At 64.8% G+C, this 14,489-nt stretch carries 13 protein-coding genes; 6 read left to right on the forward strand and 7 right to left on the reverse strand.

Going from position 1 to position 14,489, the window contains the following annotated elements:
* Positions 1-73 precede the first annotated feature (73 nt).
* Complete coding sequence (gene fabV / locus CAG46_RS07640) at positions 74-1,285, reverse strand: enoyl-ACP reductase FabV (protein WP_085614341.1); 1,212 nt, start codon at positions 1,283-1,285, stop codon at positions 74-76.
* Between the two features lie 251 nt (positions 1,286-1,536).
* Complete coding sequence (locus CAG46_RS07645) at positions 1,537-2,397, reverse strand: LysR substrate-binding domain-containing protein (protein ID WP_075046364.1); 861 nt, start codon at positions 2,395-2,397, stop codon at positions 1,537-1,539.
* 135 nt (positions 2,398-2,532) lie between these two features.
* On the opposite strand from CAG46_RS07645, the gene CAG46_RS07650 reads away from it, so the two are divergent.
* From CAG46_RS07650 to CAG46_RS07665, 4 genes are read left to right on the forward strand one after another with little or no spacing between them, the layout of a single operon-like run.
* On the forward strand, positions 2,533-3,573 hold the full coding sequence (locus tag CAG46_RS07650) for an agmatine/peptidylarginine deiminase (protein ID WP_085614342.1): 1,041 nt from the start codon (positions 2,533-2,535) through the stop codon (positions 3,571-3,573).
* Positions 3,570-4,466, forward strand: a complete 897-nt coding sequence (gene aguB / locus CAG46_RS07655) for an N-carbamoylputrescine amidase (RefSeq protein ID WP_085614343.1) — start codon at positions 3,570-3,572, stop codon at positions 4,464-4,466. The genes CAG46_RS07650 and aguB overlap by 4 nt, the downstream gene beginning before the upstream one ends.
* 2 nt (positions 4,467-4,468) lie before the next feature.
* The gene (locus CAG46_RS07660; protein ID WP_085614344.1) at positions 4,469-5,554 is read left to right on the forward strand and encodes an extracellular solute-binding protein; all 1,086 of its coding nucleotides are present in this window, start codon (positions 4,469-4,471) and stop codon (positions 5,552-5,554) included.
* A 3-nt stretch (positions 5,555-5,557) separates the two neighbouring features.
* On the forward strand, positions 5,558-6,667 hold the full coding sequence (locus CAG46_RS07665; RefSeq protein ID WP_085614345.1) for an agmatine/peptidylarginine deiminase: 1,110 nt from the start codon (positions 5,558-5,560) through the stop codon (positions 6,665-6,667).
* Positions 6,668-6,784: 117 nt separating this feature from the next.
* Here CAG46_RS07665 and CAG46_RS07670 read toward each other — a convergent pair whose 3' ends face one another.
* A complete protein-coding gene (locus CAG46_RS07670; RefSeq protein WP_075046368.1) occupies positions 6,785-7,318 on the reverse strand; it encodes a cytochrome b/b6 domain-containing protein in 534 nt (177 codons plus the stop codon).
* Entirely contained in the window at positions 7,315-7,581 is a 267-nt protein-coding gene (locus CAG46_RS07675) for a PepSY domain-containing protein (protein WP_025340633.1), read from the reverse strand. The genes CAG46_RS07670 and CAG46_RS07675 overlap by 4 nt, the downstream gene beginning before the upstream one ends.
* Before the next feature lie 175 nt (positions 7,582-7,756).
* Here CAG46_RS07675 and CAG46_RS07680 point away from each other — a divergent pair, with 175 nt between their 5' ends.
* Entirely contained in the window at positions 7,757-8,935 is a 1,179-nt protein-coding gene (locus tag CAG46_RS07680; protein ID WP_085614346.1) for an acetyl-CoA C-acetyltransferase, read from the forward strand.
* 136 nt (positions 8,936-9,071) lie between these two features.
* Here CAG46_RS07680 and metE read toward each other — a convergent pair whose 3' ends face one another.
* Positions 9,072-11,363, reverse strand: coding sequence for a 5-methyltetrahydropteroyltriglutamate--homocysteine S-methyltransferase (metE, locus tag CAG46_RS07685; RefSeq protein ID WP_085614347.1), 2,292 nt, complete (start codon positions 11,361-11,363; stop codon positions 9,072-9,074).
* 314 nt (positions 11,364-11,677) lie between these two features.
* On the opposite strand from metE, the gene CAG46_RS07690 reads away from it, so the two are divergent.
* Positions 11,678-13,165, forward strand: coding sequence for a methylenetetrahydrofolate reductase C-terminal domain-containing protein (locus CAG46_RS07690; RefSeq protein ID WP_085614348.1), 1,488 nt, complete (start codon positions 11,678-11,680; stop codon positions 13,163-13,165).
* Here CAG46_RS07690 and yjiA read toward each other — a convergent pair.
* Both yjiA and CAG46_RS07700 read right to left on the reverse strand, forming a co-directional pair.
* The gene (gene yjiA, locus CAG46_RS07695; protein WP_015271793.1) at positions 13,125-14,102 is read right to left on the reverse strand and encodes a GTPase; all 978 of its coding nucleotides are present in this window, start codon (positions 14,100-14,102) and stop codon (positions 13,125-13,127) included. The genes CAG46_RS07690 and yjiA overlap by 41 nt on opposite strands.
* A 185-nt stretch (positions 14,103-14,287) precedes the next feature.
* The gene (locus CAG46_RS07700) at positions 14,288-14,485 is read right to left on the reverse strand and encodes a YbdD/YjiX family protein (protein WP_013974210.1); all 198 of its coding nucleotides are present in this window, start codon (positions 14,483-14,485) and stop codon (positions 14,288-14,290) included.
* Between the last annotated feature and the right edge of the window lie 4 nt (positions 14,486-14,489).

Here is a 14,489-nt window from a genome sequence, read left to right on the forward strand (position 1 = left end):
TTTCCCTCAAGTTAAAAGGGATCCCTGTGGGAGCGGGTTTACCCGCGAAAGGGCCGGTACAGGCCAACAGCGATTACAGCTCGACGCAGTCGAACTTCACATCGGTAGCCACGTCTTCGTCGTAGTTGACGTCAGCGCGCTCGAAGCCGAACAGGTTGAGGAACTGCTTCTTGTAGCCGGCATAGTCGGTCAGCTCGAACAGGTTCTCGGTGGTCACCTGTGGCCACAGCGCCTTGCAGGCGTCCTGCACGTCATCACGCAGTTCCCAGTCGTCCAGGCGCAGGCGGCCCTTCTCGTCGACCTCGGCCGGCGCGCCGTCGGCACGGTACATGCGGTCGCGGTACATGCGGTCCAGCTGGTCCTGGGTGCCTTCGTGAACACCCTTCTCCTGCATGATCTTGAACACCATGGACAGGTACAGCGGCATCACCGGGATGGCCGAGCTGGCCTGGGTAACCACCGACTTCAGCACCGCCACGTTGGCGCCGCCCTTGACTTCACCGGCCAGTTTCTTGTCCAGGCGCAGGGCGGTTTCGTCCAGGTCCTGCTTGGCCTGGCCCAGCGCACCGTGCCAGTAGATCGGCCAGGTGATGTCGCTGCCGATGTAGCTGAAGGCCACGGTGCGGGCACCTTCGGCCAGCACGTTGGCGTCAGCCAGGGCGTCGATCCACAGCTGCCAGTCCTGGCCACCCATGACGGTGACGGTGTCGGCGATTTCCTGCTCGGTAGCCGGCTCGATGCTGGCCTCGATGATGGTGTCCTTGTTGGTGTCGATGGCGGTCGACTTGTACGGCTGGCCGATCGGCTTCAGGGCCGAACGCACCAGTTCACCGGTCTGCGGCAGCTTGCGCACTGGCGAGGCCAGCGAGTAGATGACCAGGTCGACCTTGCCGCCCATTTCGTTCTTGATCAGTTCGATGACCTTGGCACGGGCTTCGTCGGAGAAAGCGTCACCATTGATCGACTTGCTGTACAGGCCTTCGGCCTTGGCGAACTTGTCGAAGGCTGCAGCGTTGTACCAGCCAGCGGTGCCGGCCTTGGTCTCGGTGCCTGGCTTTTCGAAGAACACGCCCAGGGTGTCGGCCTTGAAGCCGAACGCCGCGGTGATGCGGGCTGCCAGGCCGTAGCCGCTGGAAGCACCGATGACCAGGACCTTCTTCGGGCCATCCTCGCGCACGCCCAGCTTGCGGGTGGCTTCGATCTGGTCACGGACGTTGAGCTCGCAGCCCTTCGGGTGAGTCGTGGTGCAGATGAAACCGCGGACCTTAGGATGAATGATGGCCAATGTCTGTACCTCGTCAGGTTTATGCCGGGGGAAGCGCCGCCATGGGCGATTCCGGTTGATCAGAGGGTGAGACTACCCCCGCAGGTTATCCGACACATATTACGGGGTGATCTTGGGGATGCAAAACGGTGGTTTACCTGTACCGGCCCTATCGCCGGCAAGCCAGCTCCCACAAAGACGGCGCAAAACTTGAGCCCTGTGAGGGACCTGTGGGAGCTGGCTTGCCGGCGATAGGGCCAGTGCAGGCAACATCAATCTGACAAGAGAGCCTCTTTCAGCCATTCCAGGAACTGCCGGGCCAGCGGATCATCCTGGCTGTCCCGATGCACCAGGCAAGCCCACGCCGGCCCACGCACGCGCTGCGCCGACAAAGCCTGCAAACGCCCCTCCTCCACCGCCCGCCGCGCCAGCAACTGGCTGACCAGGGCCACCCCCAACCCCTCGCTCGCCGCATCCAGCAGCAGCCCGGGGTCGGAAAAGTTCAGCCCCTTGCCCTGCTGCCCCACATCCTCGCCACCCTCCAGCTGCCAGTGGCTCCAGTCCATCTCGCGCTCGCCATGCAAGGTGGTGCGCCGCGACATCGGCGTTTGCAGCAAGGCCGGGTGGCAGGCCGGGTACAGCTGGTCCTGGTGCAGCACGTTGAAGCTGCACTCGGCCTGGGCACTGAGGTCGTCGCGGATGGCCAGGTCGATGGTCTCGGTCGCCATGTCCGGCACCTCGAAACTGGTGAACAACCACAAGTCGACATCCGGGCAGCGCTGGTGAAAGTCGGCCAGCCGCGGCAGCAGCCAGTGCCTGGCAAAGGCCGGGCTGGTGTTGACCACCAGTTGGTTGGGCTTGCGGTACTGGTCGAGCCGGCGAATGCCCACCGCCAGGTGCTGCAGCAGCGACTGCGTGGTGCTGAGCAGGTCGTGCCCGGCGTCGGTCAGGCTCACGCTGCGGCCACTGCGGTGGAACAGCGGCTGCTCCAGGTAGGTTTCCAGGCTGCGTATCTGCTGGCTGATGGCCGACTGGGTCAGGTTCAGCGCTTCGGCGGCCTTGTGGAAGCTGCCCAGCCGCGCAGCGGCTTCGAAGCCGCGCAGGGCATTCAGGGGTGGCCAGTGTTTGAGCATGATTGATAAGCCCTGCTGATCAGATGTGCGCTAAATCTATCGTTTGTCGCAGGCCAAGCCTAGCCATAGCATGGACATCAACACCCGCGACGACGGGCTTCGCTGATAAAAATCCTTAATTGATCGGAGTTCACTATGCACCTGTCCCTCGACAGCGGCTGGCGCATGCCCGCCGAATGGGCCCGCCACGCTGCCACCTGGATGGTCTGGCCACACAACCAGGCCCTGTGGGAAAGCGGCTGGCACGTGCGCCTGGCCGACGTACAGCAGGACTACGCCCGGGTCGCGGCGGCCATCGCCCGTTTCGAGCCGGTGAAGATGGTGGTCGCCCCTTCGGCCTTGCAGAGCGCACGTGCCCTCTGCGGCGCCAATATCGAACTGGTCGAAATGGCCGTGGACGACAGCTGGTGCCGGGACAGCGGCCCAAGCTTCGTCTGCCACCCACAGCATGGCCTGGCCGGCCTGAGCTGGCGCTTCAACGCCTGGGGAGGCAAGTCGCAACACGGCCAGGACCGCAGCCTCGGCCGGCGCATCCTCGACCACTTGGGTCTGGATGGCTTCAGCACGGCGCTGTGCAACGAAGGCGGGGCGATTCATGTGGACGGCGAAGGCACCCTGATCACCACCGAGTCGGTGCTGCTCAACCCCAACCGCAACCCTGGCGTGAGCAAGGCCGAGTTCGAGGCCTGCTTCGCCCGCTACCTGGGCATCCGCAAGACCATCTGGCTACCGGGCGACCCACAATACATCACCGGCGACATGACCGACGGCCACGTCGACGGTGTATGCGCCTTCGCCCGCCCTGGCGTGCTGCTGGTAGACGCCACCCATGACCAGCATTCGGTGTACGCCGAAGTCGTGCGGGAAAACCGCCGTGCCCTGGAACTGGCCACCGACGCGCAAGGCCGGCATTTCGAGCTGCTCGACCTGTATGAAGCCAGCGCCGCCGTCGACCAGGACGCCGAGGTATTCTGCGCCTCGTACACCAACTTCTACATCGCCAACGGCGCGATCATCATGCCGGCCTACGGCATCGCCGCCGACCAGGAAGCCGCCGCGCAACTGGCCCACGCCTTCCCGGGCCGGGAGATCGTACCGGTGCGCATCGACCACATCGCCCATGGCGGTGGCGGCATCCATTGCATCACCCAGCAACAACCCGAGGTGCAGCCATGAGCCTGCTGCGCATCGCCACCACCCAGATGCCGTGCAGCTGGGACCTGCCTGGCAACCTCGACCGCGCCGAACAACTGGTACGCCAGGCGGCCGCCAAGGGGGCCCAGGTAATCCTGCTGCAGGAGCTGTTCGCCACCCCGTACTTCTGCATCGAACAGGACCACCAGCACCAGGCCCTCGCCCAGCCCTACCCCGCCAGCCCGATCCTGCAGCGCTTCGCCGCACTGGCCGGCGAGCTGGGCGTGGTGCTGCCACTGAGCTGGTACGAGCGCTCCGGCAATGCCTTCTTCAACTCGCTGACCGTGGCCGATGCCGATGGCCGCCTGCTTGGCGTCTACCGCAAGACCCACATCCCCAACGCCATCGGCTACCAGGAGAAGGAATACTTCAGCCCCGGCGATACCGGCTTCAAGGTCTGGGACACCGCCTTCGGCCGCCTGGGCATCGGCATCTGCTGGGACCAGTGGTTCCCCGAGACCGCCCGCTGCCTGGCACTGATGGGCGCCGAAGTGCTGCTGTTCCCCACCGCCATCGGCTCCGAGCCCGGCTGTGCCGAACTGGACTCGCGCGACCACTGGCAGGTAGCAATGCGCGGCCATGCCGCCGCCAACCTGTTGCCGGTGGTGGCGGCCAATCGCGTGGGCGAAGAAGTCGCAGCCAGCGACGCATCGTTGGCCATGCGCTTCTATGGCTCGTCGTTCATCTGCGACCACAAGGGCGCCATGCTCGCCGAAGCCGACCGCGACAGCAGTGGCATCTGGCTGCACGACCTGGATCTGGCCGGCATGCGGGAAGACCGCCTGAGCTGGGGCATCTATCGCGATCGCCGCCCAGAGATGTACGCACCGCTGCTGACCCTGGACGGCACCCACCCACACACCCTGAGGGCATGAGCATGAAACGCCACGTTCTGGCCGCCTTGGCGCTGGCCGTCTGCGCCTGCCAGGCTCAGGCCGAGCAGCCCGTGCTGCGCCTGTACAACTGGGCCGACTATTTTGCCGAGGACACTCTCAAGCAGTTCACGGCCGAAACCGGCATCCAGGTGATCTACGACGTGATGGATGGCAGCGAAGTGCTCGAGGCCAAGCTGATGTCCGGGCGCAGTGGCTACGACCTGGTCTTCCCCGGTGATACCGTCGCCGAGCGCCTGATGCGCGCCGGTAGCCTGCAGCCACTGGACCACAGCCGCCTGGAGGCCCTGGACGACATCGAGCCCGGGCTGCGTCAGCTGCACGCCCGGTACCCCAAGGCCAGCCAGGCGACCGTGCCCTACACCTGGGGCACCATCGGCCTGACGGTGAATGCCGACAAAGTCCGCCAGCGCATGCCCGATGCACCGCTGGACAACCTCGACCTGCTGTTCAAGCCGGAGCTGGCCGCCAAATTCGCCGACTGCGGTATTTCAGTCATCGATTCACCCGACGAAGTGCTGGCAGTGGTCCTCAACTACCTGGGCCGCGAGCCACGCAGTGCCAAGCGCGAAGACCTGGCCGCAGCCAGCGAACTGCTCAAGGCGATTCGCCCGTACGTGAGCAAGTTCCAGTCGCAACCAGTGACCGAACTGGTCAACGAGAACCTGTGCCTGTCACTGGGCTACAGTGGCGACGTGATCCAGGCGCAGCGTACCGCCGACGCCGCGGGAAAGCATCTCGACTTCCAGTACCGCGTGCCGCGCCAAGGCACCACGGTGTGGATGGATACCATGGCCATCCCGGCCGATGCCAAGCACCCGGAATACGCCTATCGTTTCATCAACTTCGTCATGCGCCCGGCGAACATGGCGGCCATCAGCAACTTCACCGGTTACCCTACCGCCAGCGCCAAGGCACGCCAGGCAGTGGACCCGCGCATGCGCGACAACCCCGATATCTACCTCGACCAAGCCACCTATGCCCGGCTGATCCCGGGCCGCGATATCCCACAGGCCGACATGCGTTCACGTATGCGCGTGTGGACCCGCTTCAAGACTGCACAGGACTGAGCCATGCCAAGCCGTAGAACCTTCCTGCAACTTTCGCTGGCCGCCGGCCTCGGTGCCAGCCTCGGCCTGCCGCTGGGCCTGGCCCGCGCCGAAGAACCGGGGCGCTGGTTCATGCCGGACGAAGGCGAGCCGCAGCAACGCGCATTCATCGCCTTCGGCGCCCAGGATGCGATCTGGGAGGACTTCACCGCCGATGTGCAGGCCGCCCTCGGTCGCATCGCCCAGGCCATTGCGCGCTATCAGCCAGTGACGGTGTTCTGCCGGGCCAGCGAGCGCGAGCTGGCCGAGCAGCACTGTGCCAGCCAGCGCACAAGTTTCGTCGAGTGCGAGCTGGACGACATCTGGATGCGCGACATCGGCGCCAACTTCGTCGTCGATGATGACGGAGCCCTGGCGGCGGTGGACTTCAACTTCAATGGCTGGGGCAACAAGCAACGTCACCGCAACGATGCCCAACTGGCCAGGCGCGTAACCACGCTGGCCGGCGCCCGCTACCAGCGCAGCGACCTGGTGGGTGAAGGCGGCGCCATAGAGGTGGACGGCCACGGCACGGGCATCATGACCGAGAGCAGCTGGGTCAACGCCAACCGCAACAAGGGCTGGAGCAAGGCCGAGATCGAGGCGGAGCTCAAGGAACGCCTGGGGCTGCGCAAGATCATCTGGCTACCGGGCATCGCCGGCCAGGACATCACCGACGGGCACGTGGACTTCTATGCCCGCTTCGTCAGGCCGGGGGTGGTGATTGCCAACCTGGATAACGACCCGGACTCGTATGACTACGCCGTGACGCGCAAGCACCTGGAGATTCTCAAGCGAGCCACCGATGCAGAGGGCCGCAGGTTGCAGGTGCACGTCGTGTCGCCGCCGCTGCACGGGCGGCGCAACAAGTTCAGCAAAGGCAATGACGACTTTGCCGCTGGGTACATCAACTACTTCGTGATCAATGGCGCGATCATTGCGCCACAGTTTGGCGATGGGGCGGCGGACGAGAAAGCGCGGGGGCTGCTGACGGCGTTGTATCCGGGGCGGGATATCGTGCAGCTGGATATCGATGCCATTGCTGCGGGGGGCGGGGGGATTCACTGTGTGACCCATCAGTGCCCGGCTGTGTAGCTGAGTTGCCTGTGCTGGCCTCTTCGCGGGTAAACCCGCTCCCACAGGTACTGCGCAAACCTTGAGTTTTGCACAGTCCTTGTGGGAGCGGGCTTGCCCGCGAAGAGCCCGCCACAGTCAATCGCGGTGCCGACGGCGCCCCGTGATCATCGACCACGGCAGGTTTTCCCGCATGCGCACGCTCTCGTAGATGGCCGCCAGCACATGCACGCAAACCAGCACCAGCAGCGCGTTGGCCAGCCAGCTGTGCAGGTCCATCGGCCAGTCGACACCAAACAGCGCGTCCACCTCCTGCGACGCCCACCCGGTAAGGCCCAGGCCGGCAATGCAGGTCAGCATCAGCACCATCACCAGGGCGCCAATCGGCGAATGCCCCATGTGATGGTCAAGCTCCCCATGCAGCAGCGCCCGGGCATGGCCGACCAGGCTTGCCGGGGTTGGCCAGAAGTCTGCCCAACGCGCGCTGCGTGGCCCGACAAAGCCCCAGATCACACGCACCACCACAACGGCCAGTGCGTAGTAACCCAGCCACTGGTGCCAGTCTTCACCTTCTTCGTTGAAGAAGTAGTTGGCGAAGAACACCACGGCGATCGACCAGTGGCACAGCCGCAGCAGGGGGTCCCACAGCTGTACCGTGCCGTCGCTGTTCAATCGTGGTACTCGGTCTTGACTGCCTTGCCAGTCACTGGGTCATGGTAGATCTCGACCTTCTTGCCATCCTTGTCGAAACCGTAGATCTCGTAGCAGTTACCCTTGGTGACCTTGAACTTGTTGATCTTGTAGCCCTGCTCCTTGAGCTGCGCCTGGAATTTTTCCTGATCCTGCCAGGTGCTTTTGTCAGCGGTGGTGCATTCGGTTGCGGCGAATGCAGTGCTGCTGGCGATCAAGAGGGTCATGGCGATCAATGTACGCATGGGCATGAACTCCATTCAGATGAGTGTAAAAGCGCATCCCTCAGCATAGTTCTGCATGCCGCTTTACGCTCATTCATTTGCTTTACACATCAATCGCAAAGAAAAACAAACTTAACAAATGAGCCAAAGCCACCGATGCTTGAGGCATTACGCCCATCGCACGGAGAACAACAACATGAACGACGTGGTCATCGTCGCCGCAACCCGTACCGCCATCGGCAGCTTCCAGGGCGCCTTGGCCACTGTGCCTGCAGTAGACCTGGGTGCCGCCGTGATCAAGCGCCTACTGGAACAGACCGGGCTGGCCCCGGAGCAGGTCGACGAAGTCATCCTCGGCCAGGTGCTTACCGCCGGTTCCGGGCAGAACCCGGCACGCCAGGCCGCGATCAAGGCCGGCCTGCCCTTCAGCGTACCGGCAATGACCCTGAACAAGGTTTGCGGCTCGGGCCTGAAGGCACTGCACCTGGCCGCTCAGGCCATCCGCTGCGGTGACGCCGAGGTAGTCATCGCCGGCGGCCAGGAGAACATGAGCCTTGCCCCCTACGTGATGCCGTCGGCCCGCACCGGCCAGCGCATGGGCCATGGCCAGCTGATCGACAGCATGATCACCGACGGCCTGTGGGATGCCTTCAACGACTACCACATGGGTATCACTGCCGAAAACCTGGTGGACCAGTACGGCCTCAGCCGTGAGCAACAGGATGCCTTTGCCGCCGAGTCGCAGCGCAAGGCAGTGGCGGCGATGGAGGCCGGCCGCTTCGATGATGAAATCACCCCGATCGTGCTGCCGCAGAAAAAGGGAGAACCCAAGGTGTTCGCGCGGGACGAGCAGCCACGCCCGGATACCACCGCTGAATCCCTGGGCAAACTGCGCCCGGCGTTCAAGAAGGATGGCAGCGTCACCGCCGGCAACGCCTCGAGCCTGAATGACGGCGCCGCCGCCGTGCTGCTGATGAGCGCCGCCAAGGCCAAGGCCCTGGGCCTGCCGGTGCTGGCCAGGATCGCGGCTTATGCCAGTGCCGGTGTAGACCCGGCGATCATGGGCATCGGCCCGGTTTCGGCCACCCAGCGCTGCCTGGACAAGGCCGGCTGGCAATTGGCCGAGCTGGACCTGATCGAAGCCAACGAAGCCTTTGCCGCGCAGGCGCTGGCCGTGGGCAAGGCGCTGGAATGGGATGCCGCGCGGGTCAACGTGAATGGCGGGGCGATTGCCCTTGGCCACCCGATTGGTGCGTCCGGGTGCCGGGTGCTGGTGACCCTGCTGCACGAGATGATCAAGCGGGACGCCAGGAAAGGCCTGGCAACCCTGTGCATTGGTGGCGGGCAAGGCGTGGCCTTGGCAATCGAGCGTTGATCTCGGGCTGATTCAAGCAGGCCCGGCCTCTTCGCGGGCTTGCCCGCTCCCACAGGGACCCCACTGAAGCTGAATCCAGTGGGGGCCCTGTGGGAGCGGGTTTACCCGCGAAAGGGCCGGTACAGGCAGCGAAAAATCAGGCCTTGACACGCAGCTCGCGGGCAGCTGCGACCATGTTCACCAGCGCTGCCTCGGTCTCCGGCCAGCCACGGGTCTTCAGCCCGCAATCCGGGTTGACCCACAGGCGCTCGGCCGGGATACGCCGGGCGGCCTTGCGCAGCAGCTTGACCATTTCCTCACGGGTCGGCACCCGTGGCGAGTGAATGTCATACACACCCGGGCCGATCTCGTTGGGGTAGGCGAACCGCTCGAACGCCGCCAGCAGCTCCATGTCGGACCGCGAAGTCTCGATGGTGATCACGTCGGCATCCATCGCCGCGATCGACTCGATCACGTCGTTGAACTCGCTGTAGCACATGTGGGTGTGGATCTGGGTTTCGTCACGCACCCCCGAGGCACAAAGGCGGAAGGCCTCGGTGGCCCAATCCAGGTAATGGGCCCAGGCGCCGTGGCGCAGCGGCAAGCCTTCACGGAAGGCCGCTTCGTCGATCTGCACGATCCTGATACCCGCCGCTTCCAGGTCGACCACTTCGTCGCGGATCGCCAGCGCCAGCTGGCGCGCCTGCACTTCGCGGCTCACGTCTTCACGCGGGAACGACCACATCAGCATGGTCACCGGGCCGGTCAGCATGCCCTTCATCACCTTGCTGGTCAGGCCCTGGGCGTACTTTATCCATTCCACGGTCATGGCCTTCGGCCGGCTCAGGTCGCCAACGATCACCGCAGGCTTCACGCAGCGCGAACCATAGCTCTGCACCCAGCCGAAGCGGGTGAACACATAGCCATCAATCTGCTCGGCGAAGTACTCGACCATGTCGTTGCGCTCGGCCTCGCCGTGCACCAGCACATCCAGGCCCAGGTCCTCCTGGATTTTCACCGCATGGCGGATCTCGCTGTGCATGGCCTCGACGTAATCGGCCTCGGTCAGCTTGCCCTGCCTGTAGGCCTGGCGTGCCAGGCGAATCGCCGAGGTCTGCGGGAACGAACCGATGGTGGTGGTCGGGAACGCCGGCAGGTCGAGCCCCGCACGTTGCTTGGCGATACGTTGGGCAAACGCCGACTGACGCTGGCTGTCAGCGGGCTTGATAGCCGCCAGGCGGGCCTGCACGGCCGGCTTGTGAATACGCGGCGAAGCGGCGCGGCTGGCCTGCACGGCCTGGCTCTGGGCCAATGCGGCGGCCACGTCGTCGGCTTGTGGGGCATTGATGGCCTTGGCCAGCAGCGCCACTTCCTGGCACTTCTGCACGGCGAAGGCCAGCCAGCTGTGCAGTTCGGCATCGAGCTGGTCTTCACGGTCCAGGTCCACCGGGCTGTGCAGCAGCGAGCAGGACGGCGCCACCCACAGGCGCTCACCCAGGCGCTCATGGGCATGGCGCAGTACCTCCAGCGCCTTTTCCAGGTCGCAGCGCCAGACGTTGCGGCCGTTGACCAGGCCCAGCGACAGCACCTTGTAGGCCGGCAGGCGGTCGAGGATGGTCGGGTACTGCTCGGGCGCACGTACCAGGTCGATGTGCAGGCCATCGACCGGCAGGTTGGCGGCCAGGCCCAGGTTGTCTTCCAGGCCGCCGAAGTAGGTTGCGATCAGCTTCTTCAGTGGCGCCCGCTGAAGGATGTTGTAGACCCGCTCGTAGGCATTCTTCCAGTTCTGAGGCAGGTCCAGGGCCAGGATCGGCTCATCGATCTGCACCCATTCCACGCCTTGGGCAGCCAGGCGGTTGAGGATCTGGTCATACAGCGGCAGCAGGCGATCGAGCAGCTCCAGCTTGTCGAAATCGCCACCCTTGGCCTTGCCCAGCCACAGGTAGGTCAGCGGGCCGATAACCACCGGCTTGACCGCGTGGCCCAGGGCCTGGGCTTCTGCCACTTCTTCGAACAGCTGCTCCCAGCTCAGGGCGAACTGCTGGTCGGCGGTGAATTCGGGGACCAGGTAGTGGTAGTTGGTGTCGAACCACTTGGTCATTTCCTGGGCGTGCGCGCCGCCGCAGCAGCTGTCACCCACAGCGCCACGGGCCATGGCGAACAGGGTCTGCAGGGTGGGCCCGGCAGCGTCGTGGCTGCGAAAGCGCTGCGGGATCACGCCGAAGGTCAGCGAGTGGGTCAGCACCTGGTCGTACCAGGCGAAGTCGCCGACCGGCAGCAGTTCGATGCCGGCGTCTTTCTGCACCTGCCAGTGGCGGGCACGCAGCTCGCGGCCGACGGAACGCAGGCCGGCTTCGTCGAGTTCACCCTTCCAGAAGGCTTCCTGGGCCTTTTTCAGCTCGCGGTCGCGGCCGATACGTGGAAAGCCCAGGTTGTGTGCCAGTGCCATGTCTTGTCCCTCAGCATGCATAAATGAATGAGGGGATTTTCCGGGCGCCGGCATCTTGAGACAAACTCATTAAATTTGAGATGAACTCAAGGTTTTCTCATGTTCATGTTGTTGTGCTGCCTGTACCGGCCCTTTCGCGGCTAAAGCCGCTCCTACAGGTACCGCGCCACCCTGTGGGAGCGGCTTTAGCCGCGAAAGGGCCGGCACAGGCAAACTCGGATGTCTCATTCAGAGCACCACCCTGCGCATCCGGACATGACCCCACCCGCCTTCTGCCGCACAATGCCACCTGACCAAACCAGGTACCCGGCCCCATGAGCCTGCTGAAAACCGCGCTGCGCGAAAACACCTTCGTCTGCGTCATGGAGTTCGTTCCCAAGCCCTCCGCAGAACGCTTCGCCGCCATGGACGCGATCCTGGCACGTGCGCACCTGTGTGGCTGGCCGATGACCGTGGCCATCGGCGACCGCGTCGGCAGCCCGCTGGACATGTCGCCACTGGACGCCCTCGCCTCGTTCAGCACCCCGGTACCCGCCCTGCCGCACTTCTCCGGCAAGGACCGCGAACGCCACCACCTGCTCGCCCAACTGCAACGCATGGATGCCGCCGGCCTCGACCAGCTGTTGCTGCTCACCGGCGACCGCCTGCCGGGCCACCAGCCCGGCCAGCGCCCGGTGCGCTACCTGGAATCGGTCGCAGCCCTGCAGATCGCCCGCCAGGCCTGCCCGCACTGGCTGCTTGGCGCGGCGCTCAACCCGTTCAAGTACTGCGAGGAAGAAGGCGGCGCCCAATACTTCAAGGCCGAGAAAAAACTGGCGGCGGGCGCCGACTTCCTCACCCTGCAACTGGGTTTCGATGCCGGCAAACACCAGGAAGCCATGCACTGGATGAACCGCCAGGCCGCGCCCAAGCCGATGCTGGCCTGCCTGATGAGCCTCACCCACGGGCGTGCGACGATGCTCGAACACGTGGCCGGCGTGACCGTCACGCCGTCCATGCGCGACATGCTGGAAGCGGAAGCGGCGCAGTCCAAGGTCTTTGCCCAGGCGCGCAGCGTCGACCGCCTGGCCTTGCAGATCATCGGCGTGAAGCTGATGGGCTACGCCGGCGTGCATCTGTCGGGGGTTCACGAACTCAAGCAACTGCTGGCCCTGGAGGCACGCATCGAGCACTGGCAGGCGCAAATCCACACACTGGAACAATGGGCGCCGGCCTGGCAGGCCAGCTGGCAGATGCCCGGCCTGCCGGCAGTCAGCTTCCATCCGCCGCAGGCAAGCTGGCGCCAGGGCGAGTCACGGGTCGATGCCTCGTTCAAGGAGAAAGCGCGCTATCACCTGATGCACGGCATGCATTCGCTGCTGTTCAGCCGCCGCAATGCCCTGAGCAAGGCATTTGGCTGGGCCGTGCGCCAGCCGATGTGGGCTACCCGCCTTGGCGCGCAGGTGCTGCACAAGGTGGAACACGCGGTGAAGCACCCGCTGGTAGGCTGCGACACCTGCGGCCGCTGCCGCCTGGAAGACACCCTGTACATCTGCCCGGAAACCTGCCCCAAGGGCCTGGCCAACGGCCCCTGCGGCGGCACCGCGCTGAACCGCTGCGAGTTCGGCGACCGCGAGTGCATCCACAGCGTCAAGTACCGCACCGCCAAGGCGGTGCGGCAGACAGCGCTGCTGACCGAGCGCCTGATCCCGTGCATCGAGCTCGAGACACGCCACCGCAGCTCATGGCCGCAGTGGTTCCAAGCCCAGACACCGCGTCAGCTCAGCCCGCAGCCAGCGCCTCGAACCCAGCCCGAATCGTAGCTTCGGGCAGTTCGTCGGCGATGAACACCATCACGCTCTCGCGGGTTTCACCCTCGGCCCATTCGGCGTCCCAGTCGAAGCCATAGAGCTTGAGCACACCCTGGAACACCAGCTTGCGCGCTTCACCGGCAATGTTCAGCACGCCCTTGTAGCGCAGCAGCTGCTTGCCGTGGGTTTCCAGCAGTTCGTTCATGAAGTCGCTGAGGCGGTCGATATCCAGCGCGCTTTCCGTGCGCAGCACCAAGGTGGAGATCCGGTCCGGGGTAGCGGGTTTGAGCAGCGGGCGTAGCGCTGGTTTCAGGTTCGCGCCCAGATCGGGGTTGAGGTTGAAACCACGCACATCCAGCAGCTCGGCCAGGTCGATTCGACCATGCTCGACCACGCGGATCGCCGCCCGGCCATTGATGCGGGCCAGGCGCTCGCGCAGGGCCTCGACCGCAGCGGGCTCGACCAGGTCGGTCTTGCTCAGCAGCAGGCGATCGGCAAAGCCGACCTGGGCCTGGGCGATGGTCTGGGTCAGGTGCAGCTCGGCGTGGGCGGCATCGACCAGGGTGATGATGCCGTCGAGGATGTAGCGCTCACGCAGCTCTTCGTCGATGAAGAAGGTTTGGGCCACCGGCGCCGGGTCGGCCAGGCCGGTGCATTCGATTACCAGGCGGTCGAAGGCGATCTCGCCGGCATCCAGGCGTTCGAGCAGCAGGTACAAGGCGCGGGTCAGGTCGCCATGGATGCTGCAGCACACGCAGCCATTGGCCAGGGTCATCACCTGCACCGGCTCGTCGCCCAGCAGTTGGCTGTCGATGCCGGCCTCGCTGAATTCGTTTTCGATCACGGCGATCTTCAGGCCGTGCTCGGCCTTGAGCATGTGCTTGAGCAAGGTGGTCTTGCCGGCACCGAGGAAGCCAGTGAGTACGGTTACGGGAATAGGCGTCTGCACGCAGAACATCTCCTGTGCAGTGAAATGGACGGGGGGAGCGCGATCCCTGTAGGAGCGGCCTTGTGTCGCGATCGGGCCGCAAAGCGGCCCCGGATTTTCAGCTTCGCAGCCAAAATTGCCGGGGCCGCGTTGCGGCCCGATCGCGACACAAGGCCGCTCCTACACAGTACCGCGCTAGCCTGGACTTAGCAGCACTTGGGCCCGGACTTGCCGCCATAACGCGCTTCCTGGCGTTCGCGGAAGAACTCCTCGTACGTCATGACCGGCTTGTCCGGGTGCTTGGTCTGCATGTGCTCGACGTAGTTGTCGTAGTCGGGCATGCCGACCATCAGGCGGGCTGCCTGCCCCAGGTACTTACCCAGTCGACCCAGGTCGTTGAACATCGCA

The organism is Pseudomonas sp. B23(2017) (assembly GCF_002113725.1).
Classification (GTDB): domain Bacteria; phylum Pseudomonadota; class Gammaproteobacteria; order Pseudomonadales; family Pseudomonadaceae; genus Aquipseudomonas; species Aquipseudomonas putida_Z.

Bases quoted from the DNA above. Each gene is read 5' to 3' on its own strand.
- CAG46_RS07690 (WP_085614348.1), top strand. From the start codon at position 11,678: ATGAGCCTGCTGAAAACCGCGCTGCGCGAAAACACCTTCGTCTGCGTC.
- CAG46_RS07645 (WP_075046364.1), bottom strand. From the start codon at position 2,397: ATGCTCAAACACTGGCCACCCCTGAATGCCCTGCGCGGCTTCGAAGCC.
- CAG46_RS07650 (WP_085614342.1), top strand. From the start codon at position 2,533: ATGCACCTGTCCCTCGACAGCGGCTGGCGCATGCCCGCCGAATGGGCC.
- CAG46_RS07700 (WP_013974210.1), bottom strand. From the start codon at position 14,485: ATGTTCAACGACCTGGGTCGACTGGGTAAGTACCTGGGGCAGGCAGCC.
- CAG46_RS07680 (WP_085614346.1), top strand. From the start codon at position 7,757: ATGAACGACGTGGTCATCGTCGCCGCAACCCGTACCGCCATCGGCAGC.
- CAG46_RS07660 (WP_085614344.1), top strand. From the start codon at position 4,469: ATGAAACGCCACGTTCTGGCCGCCTTGGCGCTGGCCGTCTGCGCCTGC.
- aguB (WP_085614343.1), top strand. From the start codon at position 3,570: ATGAGCCTGCTGCGCATCGCCACCACCCAGATGCCGTGCAGCTGGGAC.
- metE (WP_085614347.1), bottom strand. From the start codon at position 11,363: ATGGCACTGGCACACAACCTGGGCTTTCCACGTATCGGCCGCGACCGC.
- CAG46_RS07675 (WP_025340633.1), bottom strand. From the start codon at position 7,581: ATGCGTACATTGATCGCCATGACCCTCTTGATCGCCAGCAGCACTGCA.
- CAG46_RS07665 (WP_085614345.1), top strand. From the start codon at position 5,558: ATGCCAAGCCGTAGAACCTTCCTGCAACTTTCGCTGGCCGCCGGCCTC.